This window comes from Pseudomonas sp. AU12215 (assembly GCF_001675465.2).
In the GTDB taxonomy this organism is placed as follows: domain Bacteria; phylum Pseudomonadota; class Gammaproteobacteria; order Pseudomonadales; family Pseudomonadaceae; genus Pseudomonas; species Pseudomonas nitroreducens.
This window is the reverse complement of the sequence record NZ_MACM02000023.1, coordinates 62,646-76,590: the sequence shown is the minus strand read 5'-3', so window position 1 is coordinate 76,590 and position 13,945 is coordinate 62,646. Positions and strand designations below refer to the sequence as shown.

At 65.2% G+C, this 13,945-nt stretch carries 14 protein-coding genes; 8 read left to right on the top strand and 6 right to left on the bottom strand.

Annotated elements, in window-relative coordinates; all coding sequences use genetic code 11:
* Positions 1-163 precede the first annotated feature (163 nt).
* Entirely contained in the window at positions 164-1,069 is a 906-nt protein-coding gene (locus A9513_RS06765; protein WP_065084307.1) for a DMT family transporter, read from the top strand.
* Between the two features lie 105 nt (positions 1,070-1,174).
* Here A9513_RS06765 and A9513_RS06760 read toward each other — a convergent pair whose 3' ends face one another.
* Positions 1,175-2,080 (bottom strand): DMT family transporter, encoded by a 906-nt coding sequence (locus A9513_RS06760; protein ID WP_038803402.1) that lies wholly within the window; start codon positions 2,078-2,080, stop codon positions 1,175-1,177.
* 84 nt (positions 2,081-2,164) lie between these two features.
* Positions 2,165-2,662, bottom strand: a complete 498-nt coding sequence (locus A9513_RS06755) for a GNAT family N-acetyltransferase (protein ID WP_037017057.1) — start codon at positions 2,660-2,662, stop codon at positions 2,165-2,167.
* Between the two features lie 141 nt (positions 2,663-2,803).
* Here A9513_RS06755 and aceK point away from each other — a divergent pair, with 141 nt between their 5' ends.
* The gene (gene aceK / locus A9513_RS06750; protein WP_024765278.1) at positions 2,804-4,540 is read left to right on the top strand and encodes a bifunctional isocitrate dehydrogenase kinase/phosphatase; all 1,737 of its coding nucleotides are present in this window, start codon (positions 2,804-2,806) and stop codon (positions 4,538-4,540) included.
* 68 nt (positions 4,541-4,608) lie between these two features.
* Here aceK and A9513_RS06745 read toward each other — a convergent pair whose 3' ends face one another.
* Positions 4,609-6,513: a potassium transporter Kup gene (locus A9513_RS06745; protein WP_024765279.1), complete on the bottom strand. Its 1,905-nt coding sequence runs from the start codon at positions 6,511-6,513 to the stop codon at positions 4,609-4,611.
* Between the two features lie 244 nt (positions 6,514-6,757).
* Here A9513_RS06745 and rimO point away from each other — a divergent pair, with 244 nt between their 5' ends.
* From rimO to A9513_RS06730, 3 genes are read left to right on the top strand one after another with little or no spacing between them, the layout of a single operon-like run.
* Complete coding sequence (rimO, locus tag A9513_RS06740; RefSeq protein WP_024765280.1) at positions 6,758-8,080, top strand: 30S ribosomal protein S12 methylthiotransferase RimO; 1,323 nt, start codon at positions 6,758-6,760, stop codon at positions 8,078-8,080.
* 53 nt (positions 8,081-8,133) lie between these two features.
* On the top strand, positions 8,134-8,595 hold the full coding sequence (locus A9513_RS06735; RefSeq protein ID WP_024765281.1) for a DUF1456 family protein: 462 nt from the start codon (positions 8,134-8,136) through the stop codon (positions 8,593-8,595).
* Between the two features lie 7 nt (positions 8,596-8,602).
* Positions 8,603-8,971, top strand: coding sequence for a DUF2784 domain-containing protein (locus A9513_RS06730; protein WP_065084306.1), 369 nt, complete (start codon positions 8,603-8,605; stop codon positions 8,969-8,971).
* On the opposite strand, the gene A9513_RS06725 is transcribed toward A9513_RS06730, so the two are convergent.
* Positions 8,919-10,502, bottom strand: coding sequence for a glycosyltransferase family 39 protein (locus A9513_RS06725; protein WP_065084305.1), 1,584 nt, complete (start codon positions 10,500-10,502; stop codon positions 8,919-8,921). The two genes, A9513_RS06730 and A9513_RS06725, sit on opposite strands and share 53 nt — an antisense overlap.
* A 172-nt stretch (positions 10,503-10,674) precedes the next feature.
* On the opposite strand from A9513_RS06725, the gene A9513_RS06720 reads away from it, so the two are divergent.
* A complete protein-coding gene (locus A9513_RS06720) occupies positions 10,675-11,448 on the top strand; it encodes an SDR family oxidoreductase (RefSeq protein WP_065084304.1) in 774 nt (257 codons plus the stop codon).
* A 58-nt stretch (positions 11,449-11,506) separates the two neighbouring features.
* The gene (tsaA, locus tag A9513_RS06715; RefSeq protein WP_065084303.1) at positions 11,507-12,205 is read left to right on the top strand and encodes a tRNA (N6-threonylcarbamoyladenosine(37)-N6)-methyltransferase TrmO; all 699 of its coding nucleotides are present in this window, start codon (positions 11,507-11,509) and stop codon (positions 12,203-12,205) included.
* A gap of 8 nt (positions 12,206-12,213) precedes the next feature.
* On the opposite strand, the gene A9513_RS06710 is transcribed toward tsaA, so the two are convergent.
* Entirely contained in the window at positions 12,214-12,516 is a 303-nt protein-coding gene (locus tag A9513_RS06710) for a putative quinol monooxygenase (RefSeq protein ID WP_024765286.1), read from the bottom strand.
* A gap of 60 nt (positions 12,517-12,576) precedes the next feature.
* On the opposite strand from A9513_RS06710, the gene A9513_RS06705 reads away from it, so the two are divergent.
* Positions 12,577-12,990 (top strand): VOC family protein, encoded by a 414-nt coding sequence (locus A9513_RS06705; RefSeq protein WP_024765287.1) that lies wholly within the window; start codon positions 12,577-12,579, stop codon positions 12,988-12,990.
* Between the two features lie 172 nt (positions 12,991-13,162).
* Here A9513_RS06705 and fpr read toward each other — a convergent pair whose 3' ends face one another.
* The gene (gene fpr, locus A9513_RS06700; protein ID WP_017517998.1) at positions 13,163-13,939 is read right to left on the bottom strand and encodes a ferredoxin-NADP reductase; all 777 of its coding nucleotides are present in this window, start codon (positions 13,937-13,939) and stop codon (positions 13,163-13,165) included.
* Positions 13,940-13,945 lie beyond the last annotated feature (6 nt).

The window sequence follows — 13,945 nt, the reverse complement described above, 5'->3', positions numbered from 1 at the left end:
GTCGCCTCCGCCTCCCGGTGCGGCCTACCCGCCACCCGGCGTGAGCTTCTGACGCCACCCGCGTTTTCCATCGCCTGGTTTTCCGCGCCTCACTGACGCGGCCCCGGTATGTGTCCGGCCCTACGCAGGCCGGTCGTGATCTGCCTGACGACAGGTGCATTGCATGATTTCGTTCAACCGTTCGTCCCTGGCCACCCTGGCCAGTACTTCCCTGTTCGTGCTGCTGTGGAGCAGCGCCGCCATCATCAGCAAGTGGGGCCTGGCCCATGCCTCGCCGATGGTGTTTCTGATCGCTCGCTTCGGCACCGCACTGGTGGCGCTGCTGGCCATTTCCCCGCTGATCGGCCTGCGCTGGCCGCGCGAGCGCAAGCAAGTGCGCCACGCCGTGCTCACCGGCCTGGTGATGCTGGGCATCTACCCGATCTTCTACCTGATGGCGCTGGACATGCACGTCACCCCCGGCGTCATCGCCACGGTGCTGGGTGTGCAGCCGATGCTGACCAGCTTCCTGCTCGAACGTCGACACTCGGCGCTGCGCCTGGGCGGCCTGGCGCTGGGGTTGGTCGGGCTGGTGATGGTGGTTTACCAGAGCATCGGGCTCTCGGGGCTTACGTTTGCCGGTCTGGCCTGCTGCCTGCTGGCGCTGCTGTCGATCACCGGCGGCTCGATCCTGCAGAAGAACATCCGCGAGAACCCGCTGGGCACCCTGCCCTTGCAGTACATCGCCGGACTGATGCTCTGCGTTGCCGTCGCGCCCTTCCAGCCGCTGCACGTGGAATGGAATGCCGCATTCATCCTCAGCGCGCTGTGGATGGGGCTGATGGTCTCGGTGCTGGCCACCGTGCTGCTGTACCGGATGATCGCGGCGGGAAATCTGGTCAACGTCACCAGCCTGTTCTATCTGGTGCCGGCGGTGACGGCGCTGATGGATTACGCGGTGTTCGGCAATCGCCTGTCCGCCCTCGGCCTACTGGGCATGGGGCTGATCGTGGTGGGGTTGATGCTGGTGTTTCGCAAGACGGCTCCGGCGCGGGGCGCTGGAAACGCACAAGCGGTGGATAACGGGTAGTCCACCGTGGAGCCTGCTCCCTCTCCCTGACCCTCTCCCTTCAGGGAGAGGGCTGGGGAGAGGGAAACCCGCCAGCACAAACCATCAGGGGAATATCCGTAGCCCTCACCGCGCCGCTTCCACCTTCGCCACCGGCGCCGGCCGCAGCACCAGCCACAGCGCCGCGGCGATCAGCACGCCACCCTGCAGGTGCGCCCAGGACAGCGACTCGTCCAGCAGCAGCACGCCCCAGAACACGCCGAAGGGCGGAATCAGGAAAGTCACTGTCATGGTCTTCAGCGGACCGATGCTGGCCAGCAGGCGGAAGTACAGGACATAGGCGAAGGACGTGCAGAGAAAACCCAACCCGGCCAGGGCCAGCAGGACTTTCGGTTCCAGCAGCGGCGCCAGCGGCATGTCCAGGCTGGTGCCGAGGAAGAACGGCAGCAGGCACAGCGTCGCGCCGGTCTGGCTGCCAAGGGCAGAAACGCCGAAATCCAGCCCGCCCTGGTCGTTGATCCAGCGCTTGGTGATGAAGCCGGCGAAGCCGTAGCAGGTGGTCGCGACCAGGCAGGCGGCAGCGCCCCAGAGCAAGCCGGCATCGAAGGGAGCCGGGCCGGCACGGGTCAGCACCGCTACGCCTGCCAACCCCAGCAGCACACCCAGCGACTTGGCGCCAGTCAGCGCCTCGCCGAAGAGCAGCGAGCCGATCAGCACCCCCATCAGCGGCGTAGTGGCGTTGAAGATCGCCGAGTAGCCGGCCGGCAGGAACTGCGCCGCCAGGCTGTACATCAGTACCGGGATGCCCGAGCTGATCACGCCGATGAGCAGGATGCGCCCGAGCTTGCCGCGAAAGTCCCAGCGCGTGCGCATCGCCAGCAGGATCACCACCAACCCGACGGCGGACAGAAAGACGCGGAAGAAGGCCGTCGGCATCACCCCGATGGCCGGCACCAACTGGCGCATGAACAGAAAGCTGGCACCCCAGATGGCGGCCAGGGCGAGCAGGTTCAGCAGGGCGGCGGGATTCATCAAGGCAGCTCCAGGGCAGGTAAGCCACCAGACTACGCCGGTGGAAAATCACATCCATCCACAGCTGACTTTCAAAGTCCACGGTCAACTTCCCCGAAGGCGCGCCATGCTCAGCACGTCGGCGTAGATGCCGTCGCGAATGGCGTACTCGCGCAATTGCCCCTCCACTTCGAAACCGAACTTGCGGTACAGCGCGATGGCCGGAGCGTTATCGGTGTAGACAGTCAGCTCGACGCGGCGCAGGGCCATCCAGTTGTCCGCAACCTCCAGCAACTCGGCCAGCAGCCGCGTGCCGACGCCGCGGCCCTGCCAGGCAACCGCGACGCCCATGCCGATGCTGCCGCAATGGCTGCGCCGCACGCGCGGGAACTGTTCGATGCTCGCGCTGCCGATCACCTGATCCTGGTGCATCGCTATCAGCGTTACCCGGCGCTCGTCATCCAGCACCAGCCGCTTGCGCCACAGGTCCGGCGCCTGGTACGGCATCTGCAGCACCTGGCGGGCCACGGCAGGATCGTTGTAGAGGGTACACAGGCCACTGATATGCTGCTCCGTGCAGCGTTCGATGTGAAAGTCATCCATCGCTTGTCGGCTCCTTGCCTGGGGGAATGGGTCGTTCAGCATACGGCAAGTCAGCGCACGGCCGGCGGTAGGAAATCTCCCTTCCCCTCCTCCGCCCCCATGGCTAAGCTCGCTGCACAAGAACTCTGCAGAGGCGCTCCCATGGCTCAGCACTGGCCGGCGACCGAGATCGCGACCCTGATCCTCGAAGGCTTCGACGACTACCGCGCGCAGTTCCACCGGATCACCGCCGGCGCGCCGGCGCGCTTCGAACAGGCACATTGGCAGGAAGCGCAGCAAGCCTCGGCCGAGCGCATCAACCTGTACGAGGAAAAGGTCGCCGAGACCGTCGAGCGCCTGACCCGCGCCATGGCCGGCATCGACCTGGTGGACGTGGAGCGCTGGCCCATCGCCAAGAGCGCCTACATCACCCTGATCGACCCGCGGCTGGACGACGAGCTGGCGGAAACCTGGTTCAACTCGATCTTCTGCGGCCTGTTCAGCCACGACAACATCAGCGACGGCACGATGTTCGTCCACACCACCCGGCCCGCGCTGCGTGCCCACTCCCGTGATCCACACACGCGCCTCTACCGCCCCGGCGGCAAGCTGCGCCAGGCGCTGGAGCGCATCTTCGACGACTACCGGTTCGCCGTGGACTACGACGACCGCGAGCGCGACCTGGAGCGTATGGATCACCTGCTGCACGCCAACCTGCCGGACTGGGTGTGCAAGGACCCGACCCTGACCATCGAGCTGATCGGTTCGGTGTTCTACCGCAACAAGGGCGCCTACCTGGTGGGCCGCCTGTTCACTCCCGAAGAGCAATGGCCGCTGGTGTTCCCGCTGGTGCACCACGAAGGGCGCGGCATCCAGTTCGACACGGTGATCACCGACGAGGCCGAGGTCTCGATCATCTTCTCCTTCACCCGCTCCTACTTCATGGTCGACGCGCCGGTGCCGGCGGAAATGGTCGCCTTTCTCAAACGCCTGCTGCCGGGCAAGCACATCGCCGAGCTGTACACCTCCATCGGCTTCTACAAGCAGGGCAAGAGCGAGTTCTACCGCGCGCTGATCAACCACCTGGCGGCCACCGACGACCGCTTCGTCATGGCCCCCGGTGTGCGCGGCATGGTGATGAGCGTGTTCACGCTGCCGGGCTTCAACACGGTGTTCAAGATCATCAAGGACAACTTCAACCCGGCCAAGACCGTGGACCACGCCACGGTGATCCAGAAGTACCAGTTGGTGAAGAACCACGACCGCGTCGGCCGCCTGGCCGACACCCAGCAGTTCGCCGACTTCCGCTTCCCGGTGAGCAAGTTCGAACCCGACTGCCTGGCCGAGCTGCTGGACGTGGCGCCCTCCACCGTGGTGCTGGAAGGCGATGTGGTGCTGATCCGCCATTGCTGGACGGAGCGCCGCATGACCCCGCTGAACCTGTACCTGGAACAGGCCACCGAGGCCCAGGTGCACGAGGCGCTGTACGACTACGGGCTGGCGATCAAGCAACTGGCGGCGGCGAATATCTTCCCCGGCGACATGCTGCTGAAGAACTTCGGCGTCACCCGCCACGGCCGTGTGGTGTTCTACGACTACGACGAGATCAGCTACCTGACCGAGGTGCACTTCCGCCACATCCCGCCGGCGCGCTACGAGGAGGACGAGCTGTCCTCCGAGCCCTGGTACTCGGTGGGGCCGATGGACGTGTTCCCCGAGGAGTTCCCGCGTTTCCTGTTCGTCGACCTGAAGCTGCGCCGGCAATTCGCCAAGCTGCACGGCAACCTGTTCGATGCCGACTACTGGAAGGGATTACAGGAGCAGATTCGCGCAGGGAAGGTGATCGATGTGTTCCCCTACCGCCGCCATGAATCACCGGAGGAAGCGCTGACGCGCTGATCCCGCTCGCTGCCCCGGCCAACAGGAAAAACGCGCCAATCGGCGCGTTTTTCATGGGCGGCGTGCACTCAGATTTCCACCTGCGTCCCCAGTTCGATCACTCGGTTCAGCGGCAGGTTGAAGTAACGCAGGTTGCCGTTGGCGTTCTTCAGCAGGAAGGCGAACAGTGCCTCGCGCCAGCGCGCCATGCCGATCAGCTTGGACGGGATCACCGTCTCGCGGCTGAGGAAGTAGGTGGTGCGCATCGGGCTGAAGTCCAGCTCGTTGAGGTGGCACAGCTTGAGCGCCTGCGGGATGTCCGGGTCCTCGATGAAGCCGAAGTGCAGCACCACGCGGAAGAAGCCCTCGCCGTAGGCGTCCACCTCGAAGCGACGGTCCGGGGCAACCCGCGGGCTGTCTTCGTTGACCACGGTGAGCAGGACGACCTGCTCGTGCAGCACCTGGTTGTGCAGGAGGTTGTGCAACAGCGCGTGAGGCACGGCGTCGGTGCGCGCGGTGAGGAACACCGCAGTGCCCTGCACGCGGTGCGGCGGCTGCGAGCGGATGCTGGAGATGAACAACGGCAGCGGCAGCGAGCCTTCGTCGAGACGGTCCACCAGCAGTTGGCGGCCGCGCTTCCAGGTGGTCATCAGGATGAACAGGCCGATACCGGCGACCACCGGGAAGGCACCACCCTGGACGACCTTGGGCAGGTTCGCGGCGAAGAACAAGGTGTCGACGAGCAGCATCATCAGGAAGAACGGAATCGCCAGCCACAGCGGCCACTTCCACATCAGCCAGATCACCACGCCCATCAGCAGCGTGGTCATCAGCATGGTGCCGGTCACCGCGACGCCGTACGCCGAGGCCAGCGCGGCGGAGGACTCGAAGCCCAGCACCAGCAGCACCACGCCGACCATCAGTGCCCAGTTCACCATGCCGATGTAGATCTGCCCCTGCTCGTGGCTGGAGGTGTGCTGGATCACCATGCGCGGCACGTAGCCGAGCTGGATGGCCTGACGGGTCAGGGAGAAGGCGCCGGAGATCACGGCCTGCGACGCAATCACCGTGGCCGCGGTGGACAGCGCCACCAGGGGCACCAGCGCCCAGCTTGGCGCCGTCAGGTAGAAGGGGTTACGCGCGGCTTCGGCGTTGACCAGGATGGTCGCGCCCTGGCCGAAATAGTTGAGCACCAACGCCGGCAGCACCAGGGCGAACCAGGCACGGGCGATGGGCTTGCGGCCGAAGTGGCCCATGTCAGCGTACAACGCCTCGGCGCCGGTCAGCGCCAGCACGGTGGCGCCGAGGATCGCCACGCCGATGCCCGGATGCGAAATGAAGAAGTTGAGCGCCCAACCCGGACTCATTGCCTTCAGCACTTCCGGTTGCTGCGCCACGCCATAGATACCCAGCGCCGCCAGCGCAAGGAACCAGGCCACCATCACCGGGCCGAAGAGGATGCCGATGCGCGCGGTACCGTGCTTCTGGATGAGGAACAGGCCGACCAGCACGATCAGCGAAAGCGGCACGACCCAGTGCTCCAGCCCGTCGAAGGCGATTTCCAGGCCCTCGATCGCGGAAAGCACCGAAATCGCCGGAGTGATCATGCTGTCGCCATAGAACAGCGCCGCGCCGATCAGCCCGGCGATCACCACCATCGCCTGCAACTTGTGGCGCCCGGTAGCGGCGCGACGGGCCAGAGCCGACAGCGCCATTACCCCGCCCTCGCCCTGGTTGTCGGCGCGTAGGACGAAGATCACGTACTTGATCGACACCACCCAGATCAGCGACCAGAAGATCAGCGACAGCACGCCCAGCACGCCGTCGTGGTTGGCCTGCACACCATAACCGCCCACGAAGACTTCCTTCAGGGTGTACAGCGGGCTGGTACCGATATCGCCATAGCACACGCCCACGGCACCGACCATCAGGCCGATCGCGGAGCTCGAGTGGGGCTGTTCATGCTCAACGGTGCCGGCGCTTGCATCGGACATGTAACAAAATTCCTCAAAAAAATTCGGCGCATCCTGCTCCGACCCATTCGTCGATGCAAGAGCCGGGTTCGAAGGTTCTGATTGACTATAGAGCCTGTTGCCCGGAATTACCGGGCGCAAGGGGTTGTCCGGCGGCGTGCGACAGCTTGTCCCAGAGAGGCTGGTCAAGTGCGCGGGACGCCGCTAGAATTGCGCACTTTTTGATCAGAGGCGCCGCCAGCGCGCCCTTCGAGGTTAGCCGCACATGTCCACCGCCACACCCAAAGTAGGATTCGTCTCGCTCGGATGCCCGAAAGCGACTGTCGACTCCGAACGCATCCTCACCCAACTGCGCATGGAAGGGTACGAAATCGTCCCCACCTACCAGGACGCGGACGTGGTGGTGGTGAACACCTGCGGCTTCATCGACAGCGCCAAGGCCGAATCCCTGGACGCCATCGGCGAAGCCATCGCCGAGAACGGCAAGGTGATCGTCACCGGTTGCATGGGCGTGGCTGAAGACAGCATTCGTGACGTGCACCCCAGCGTGCTGGCCGTGACCGGCCCGCAGCAGTACGAGCAGGTGGTCAATGCCGTCCACGAGGTGATTCCGCCCAAGGCCGAACACAACCCGCTGATCGACCTGGTGCCACCGCAGGGCATCAAGCTGACCCCGCGCCACTACGCCTACCTGAAGATTTCCGAAGGCTGCAACCACAGCTGCAGCTTCTGCATCATCCCGTCGATGCGCGGCAAGCTGGTCAGCCGCCCGGTGGGCGACGTGCTCAGCGAAGCCCAGCGCCTGGTGAAAGCCGGTGTGAAGGAACTGCTGGTGATCTCCCAGGACACCAGCGCCTACGGTGTGGACCTGAAGTACAAGATGGACTTCTGGGATGGCCAGCCGGTGAAGACCCGCATGCTGGAGCTGTGCCAGGCGCTCTCCTCGATGGGCGTATGGGTGCGCCTGCACTACGTCTACCCGTACCCCAACGTCGACGACGTGATTCCGCTGATGGCCGAGGGCAAGCTGCTGCCCTACCTGGACATCCCCTTCCAGCACGCCAGCCCGAAAGTGCTCAAGTCCATGAAGCGCCCCGCCTTCGAGGACAAGACCCTGGCGCGTATCAAGAAGTGGCGCGAGATCTGCCCCGAGCTGACCATCCGCTCCACCTTCATCGTCGGCTTCCCCGGCGAGACCGAGGACGACTTCCAGTACCTGCTCGACTGGCTGACCGAAGCCCAGCTCGACCGCGTCGGCTGCTTCCAGTACTCCCCGGTGGAAGGCGCCCCGGCCAACGACCTGGGCCTGGAAGTCGTCCCCGATGACGTCAAGCAGGACCGTTGGGAGCGCTTCATGGCACACCAGCAGGCCATTTCCGCCGCACGCCTGCAGCTGAAGATCGGCAAGGAAATCGACGTGCTGATCGACGAAGTGGATGACGAAGGCGCGGTCGGCCGCTCCTACGCCGACGCCCCGGAAATCGACGGCGCCGTGTACATCGACAGCTTCGATGTGAAGCCGGGCGACAAGGTGCGCGTGCGCATCACCGACGCCGACGAGTACGACCTCTGGGCCGAACTGGTCTGATCCGCAAAAGCCCCGCTGATGCGGGGCTTTTCATTTCTGCTATTGGAAAGCCCATGACCAACAACGACGTACTGCGCAGCCTGCGCTACCTGCTGGACATCCGCGATGCGCAGGTCGCCGAGATCACCGCGCTGGCCGGCTTCAACCTCAGCACCGAGGATGTCGGCGCCTTCCTCGCCCGCGACGACGAGCCGGAGTTCAAGCCCTGCAGCGACCGCGTGCTGGCGCACTTCCTCGACGGCCTGATCGTGCATCGCCGTGGCCGCGACGAATCGCGCCCGCTGCCGCCGGTGGAACTGCCGCTGACCAACAACATCACCCTGAAGAAACTGCGCGTGGCCTTCGAACTGCGCGACGACGATATCCTCGCGATCCTCGACAGCGTCAGCTTCATCGTCACCAAGACAGAACTGGGCGCGCTGTTCCGCAAACCCGGCCACAACAACTACCGACCCTGCGGCGACCAGTTGCTGCGCAACTTCCTCAAGGGCCTGACGCAGCGCCAGCAGCGCTGAGATCGACATGCTCTATCGCCTGGCTGCCGACGCCGTTGTCCTGTTCCATCTGGGCTTCATCCTCTTCGCGCTGCTCGGCGGCCTGCTGGTGCTGCGCTGGCCGCGCCTGGCGTGGCTGCACGTACCGGCGGCGGTCTGGGGCATGGCGGTGGAATTCCTCCACCTCTATTGCCCGCTCACGCCGCTGGAGAATCACTTCCGCGCCCTGGCCGGCGACCAGGGCTACAACGGCGGCTTCATCGAGCATTACCTGATCCCGCTGATCTACCCCGCCGGCCTGACCGAGGCAACCCAGGTCGTCCTCGGCCTCATCGTGGCCGCAGTCAATCTGCCGCCTTACCTGCTTCTGCTGCGCCGGGTGCTGCATTCGCGCTGAGCGGCTTGTCCATCGGCAGATAGGCCAGGCTCGCCTCCTTGTTCTTCGCGTGCCCCAGGCGCTGGCCATTGTTGAGCCCGGACTCGATCAGCCGGTGATCCGCCGTCAGCCAGTTCAGCGGCTGCGTACCTTCATGGGTCACCTGGGAAACGATCAGGGTGCGCGACGGGTCCCAGTCCTCGCCGGTGCGCTGGCGCAGCCAGGCGAACAACGCGGCGCTGTCGCCCTGCGGATAATCGGAATGGATATAGAGGAAGGGATGGGCCTGCCGTTCGCCATGCTTCTGCAGATAGATCGGCAGGCGCGCGTCGTCATCGCCGAGGACCAGTACCCGCCACTGCGACCAGGGCGCCGTCTGCTCCGCGGCGGCACGCACCTCCCTGGCGAACAGCGGAACCCCGCCGCCAGCATTGCTCCATGGGTACGCCACGCCCACCACCAGCAGCATCACCACCGCCGCGGCGCCGACCGCCCGCGGCCAGGCACGCCCCAGCCCGGCCAGCTTGCGTTCCTGCCGCCACTCGATCACCCACCACGCCCCCAACAGTTGCGCGAACGGCACCAGCGGAAGCACGTAGTAACTGCGCCGGCCACCACTGGCAGTGAAGAACGCGAACAGCAGCACCAGCGCCCAGACCAGCCAGCGCGCGTCGGGCTCCAGCTGCTTCCAGCGACGCGCAGCGAACCACAGGCCAAGCACCCACAGCGGCGCCCAGGGCAGCGTGTAGGCCGGCAGATAGAGCAGGTAGGTGTAAATCGGCCCCTCGTGGTCGAAGGGCTGGAAGAAGCGCACCACGTTCTCGCGGAATACCAGCGCCAGCCCGCTCTCGCCGTAGCTGGGCTGGCCGTAGAAGTGCGATAGCACGAAGGGAATCGCATACACGCCACCGGCCACTACCAGCGCCACCAGCAACCGCAGGTTCAGGTGCCGGCGCCAGCGCCCGGCGCTGAGCAGATGCGGCAGCAGCACCAGCCCCGGCAGGACGAAACCGATCAACCCCTTGCACAGCGACGTCAGCGAGAGGATCAGGAAGAAGCCCAGGTAGTTCCTGAACCGCGTGTCCTCCGGGTCACGCCAGTACCAGGCCAGCGCCGCCAGCACGCCGAACACCGTGAGCATGTCCGCCGTCGCCACCCGCGCCCAGAACAGGAAGTAGAACGTGGTCGCCAGCAACCAGCCCGCCAGCAGGCCGGTGCCCTTGCGCAACAGGCGCTCGCCCAGCCACCAGGTGAGCCAGATGCTGCCCAGGCCGGCGAGTACGGTGCTGGCGCGCAGCGTCCAGTGATTGAGCCCGAACAGGCTGGCCGGCGCGGTGATCAGCCAGTAGGACAGCAATGGTTTGTCGTAGTACGGCGCCCCACGCAGGTAGGGATCGAAGTAGTCGCCTGACTGCAGCATCTGCAACGAGATATCCGCCCAGCGCACTTCCGGGCCCCAGACCTCGCGCCAGCCCAACCCGAACAGCAACAGCAGCGCCGAGACGCCCAATAGCAGCGCCAATGCCTTCCGATCCTTGCTCCAACCCTGCATCACCTGGCCCCGACCAACCGAATGTGCGGCGGACACTAGGGCAACGAAGGTTATGCGCAGGTTAAGAAAATGCAGCCGTCGCGTAATGCGCCGCCATTTCCCGATTGGATAGTGCTCGGAGCGCCCCGCTCATCCCGCTAGGGTGAGGCGAAAAACCAGCCAGGAGAGGCTCATGCACCCGTACTTTTCCCTCGCAGGCAAGACCGCACTGGTCACCGGCGGCACCCGCGGCATTGGCCGGATGATCGCCCAGGGCCTGCTCGAAGCCGGCGCCAGCGTCATCATCTGCGCCCGCGATGGCGCCGCCTGCGCCGACACCGCCGCCGAGCTGTCGCAGTACGGCGAGTGCATCGGCCTGCCGGCCAACCTCGCCACCGAGGAAGGCGCCCGTGCACTGGCCGCCGAGCTGAACGAGCGCCTGGATCACCTCGACATTCTGGTCAACAATGCCGGCACCACCTGGGGCGCGCCGCTGGAAAGCTACCCGGCCTCGGGCTGGGAGAAGGTCATGCAGCTCAACGTCACCGCCGTGTTCAGCTGCATCCAGCAACTGCTGCCGCTGCTGAAGAAGGCCGGCAGTGCGCAAAGTCCGGCACGGGTGATCAACATCGGCTCGGTGGCCGGCGTCACTTCCCACGGCGAGAATGCCTATGCCTACGGCCCGAGCAAGGCTGCGCTGCACCAGCTGTCGCGCATGCTCGCCCGCGAACTGGTGGGCGACCACATCAACGTCAACGTCATCGCCCCCGGCCGGTTCCCCAGCAAGATGACCCGCCACATCGCCAACGACGAGCAGGCCATGGCCGAGGACACCGCCGTCATCCCCATGCGCCGCTGGGGCCGCGAGGAAGAAATGTCCGCTTTGGCAATAAGCCTGGCGAGCGCTGCCGGCGCCTACATGACCGGCAATATCATCCCCATCGACGGCGGCTTCCACCTCGGCTGAAGCCCGTTGCGAGGGGAATCGGGTACCATGGCGGCCCCTGCAAAAAGCCTGTGCCGCCATGTCCCACACCCTCTCGCCCATCGGCTACGTCCGCTCCTGCTTCAAGGAGAAGTTCGCCATCCCGCGCCAGCCGCAACTGGCTCCGGCCGCGACCGGTGTGCTGGAACTGCTGCCGCCGTTCGACACGGGCGATGCTGTGGCAGGCCTGGAGCAGGTCAGCCACGTCTGGCTGATCTTCCTCTTCCACCAGGCGCTGGAAGACAAGCCACGGCTCAAGGTGCGCCCGCCGCGCCTGGGCGGGAACCAGTCGATGGGCGTCTTCGCCACCCGCGCCACCCACCGCCCCAACGGCCTCGGCCAATCCGTGGTGAAACTGGAAAAGGTCGAGCCCGGCCGGCTCTGGCTGTCCGGCATCGACCTGCTCGATGGCACGCCGGTGATCGACATCAAGCCGTACGTGCCCTACGCGGACATCGTGGTCGAAGCGCGCAACGCCATCGCCGACGCCCCTCCCGCCCCCATCGCCGTGCACTGGGACGACGAAGCCCTGCGCCAGGCTCGTGAACATGGCCAGCGCCTCGGTCAGCCGGTGCACAAGCTGATCGAGCAGTGCCTCGCCCAGGATCCCCGCCCGGCCTACCAGAAGCCGCCGCCCGAGCGCCGCTACGGCGTGCGCCTGTGGGACCTGGATGTGCACTGGCATTACCCCACCGATGGCGAAATCTGCGTGCTGGACGTGCAGCGCGCCGCCAACTGAATCCTGCCTCAGTCCACCGGATTGAGGGCGATCACGTCGCTCTCGAAGCACTCCTGCTCGATGATCAGCGGCTCCACCAGCGGGCGGCTGTCGCGGAAGTGCGCGGTCTGCGTGTGCGCCTCGTAGGCCGCATCATCGCGGTAGATCTCGTAGAGGTAGATCACGTCCGGATCAAGGCGATCCTGGGACACATCGAAGACCAGGCAGCCCGGCTCGCTGGACACGGAAGCAGCGGCGTTGGCCTTGATGGCGTGGAGGAAATCCTCGGCGCTACCGGGTTTGACACGGGTCTTGATGAACAGACTGTACACAGGGCGTTCCTTTTGTTTTAAATTTAAAAATAAATTGTATACAAAAAAGGAACCGCGTCCATGTCCGATCTCCCTGCCCGCCCCGGCCGCCTCAACGGCCTGCGCCATCTCGCCCTGCTGGTGCCGAACCTGGAAGAGTGCGAGCGCTTCTATGTCGATGTGCTCGGCATGGCGGTGCTGAACCGTGCCAACGAGGACCTGGTGTACCTCACCTGCGGCAACGACAACCTCTCGCTGGGGCGCGGCTTCGGTGCCGCCAACGGGCTGCAGACCATGGATCACTATGGTTTCGTGGTGGACAGCGTGGAAGAGCTGGAAGCCTGGTACCAGTACTTCAAGGCACGCGGTGTGACGCTGCTGGACCGCCCGTTCGACCATGGCGACGGCGCGCGCAGCTTCCACCTGCTGGACCCGGCGGGGAACAAGGTGCAGCCGCTGTATCACCCGGCGGTATCCGGGCAGCGGTTGGTCTGACGCCCTGATAGGAGCGAGGTTGCTCGCGAACGAGGACGCACCGTGCCTTGCAGGTTCGCGAGCAAGCTCACTCCTGCAAAGAGCTGCTACCTGGGGCGGAAATCCAGGCATAAAAAACGCCGCGTTCCCAAGGGAATCGCGGCGTTCTTTCGACTGAACCGTCGGACGCTGCTTACTTCTCGACGAAGGCGCGCTCGATCAGGTAGTCGCCGGGCTCGCCCATGCGTGGGGAGATCTGCAGGCCGAAGCTGTTCAGCACTTCGCTGGTCTCGTCGAGCATGCTCGGGCTGCCGCAGATCATGGCGCGGTCGTCCTGCGGGTTCATCGGCGGCAGGCCGATGTCGGCGAACAGCTTGCCACTGCGCATCAGGTCGGTCTGGCGGCCCATGCTGTGGAACTCTTCACGGGTGACCAGCGGGCAATAGATCAGCTTCTCTTTCACCATGTCGCCGAAGTACTCGTGCTCCGGCAGGACCTTGGTGATGAAGTCCGCGTAAGCGAGCTCGCTGACCCAGCGCACGCCGTGGACCAGGATGACCTTCTCGAAGCGCTCGTAGACTTCCGGGTCCTGGATCACCGAAAGGAACGGCGCCATGCCGGTGCCGGTGCTCAGCAGGTACAGGTGCTTGCCGGGCTTGAGGTCGTCCAGCACCAGGGTGCCGGTGGGCTTGCGGCTGACCATCAGTTCGTCGCCTTCCTTCAGGTGCTGCAGACGCGAAGTCAGCGGACCGTCCGGGACCTTGATGCTGAAGAACTCCAGGTGCTCTTCGTAGTTCGGGCTGGCGATGCTGTACGCGCGCATCAGCGGACGACCGTTGACTTCCAGGCCGATCATCACGAACTGGCCGGTCTTGAAGCGCAGACCCGGGTTACGGGTGGTCTTGAAGCTGAAGAGGGTGTCGTTCCAGTGGTGCACGCTGAGAACGCGCTCGGTGTACAGGTTGCTCATCAAGGA

Bases quoted from the DNA above. Each gene is read 5' to 3' on its own strand.
- A9513_RS06765 (WP_065084307.1), top strand. From the start codon at position 164: ATGATTTCGTTCAACCGTTCGTCCCTGGCCACCCTGGCCAGTACTTCC.
- A9513_RS06760 (WP_038803402.1), bottom strand. From the start codon at position 2,080: ATGAATCCCGCCGCCCTGCTGAACCTGCTCGCCCTGGCCGCCATCTGG.
- A9513_RS06755 (WP_037017057.1), bottom strand. From the start codon at position 2,662: ATGGATGACTTTCACATCGAACGCTGCACGGAGCAGCATATCAGTGGC.
- aceK (WP_024765278.1), top strand. From the start codon at position 2,804: ATGGCTCAGCACTGGCCGGCGACCGAGATCGCGACCCTGATCCTCGAA.
- A9513_RS06745 (WP_024765279.1), bottom strand. From the start codon at position 6,513: ATGTCCGATGCAAGCGCCGGCACCGTTGAGCATGAACAGCCCCACTCG.
- rimO (WP_024765280.1), top strand. From the start codon at position 6,758: ATGTCCACCGCCACACCCAAAGTAGGATTCGTCTCGCTCGGATGCCCG.
- A9513_RS06735 (WP_024765281.1), top strand. From the start codon at position 8,134: ATGACCAACAACGACGTACTGCGCAGCCTGCGCTACCTGCTGGACATC.
- A9513_RS06730 (WP_065084306.1), top strand. From the start codon at position 8,603: ATGCTCTATCGCCTGGCTGCCGACGCCGTTGTCCTGTTCCATCTGGGC.
- A9513_RS06725 (WP_065084305.1), bottom strand. From the start codon at position 10,502: ATGCAGGGTTGGAGCAAGGATCGGAAGGCATTGGCGCTGCTATTGGGC.
- A9513_RS06720 (WP_065084304.1), top strand. From the start codon at position 10,675: ATGCACCCGTACTTTTCCCTCGCAGGCAAGACCGCACTGGTCACCGGC.
- tsaA (WP_065084303.1), top strand. From the start codon at position 11,507: ATGTCCCACACCCTCTCGCCCATCGGCTACGTCCGCTCCTGCTTCAAG.
- A9513_RS06705 (WP_024765287.1), top strand. From the start codon at position 12,577: ATGTCCGATCTCCCTGCCCGCCCCGGCCGCCTCAACGGCCTGCGCCAT.
- fpr (WP_017517998.1), bottom strand. From the start codon at position 13,939: ATGAGCAACCTGTACACCGAGCGCGTTCTCAGCGTGCACCACTGGAAC.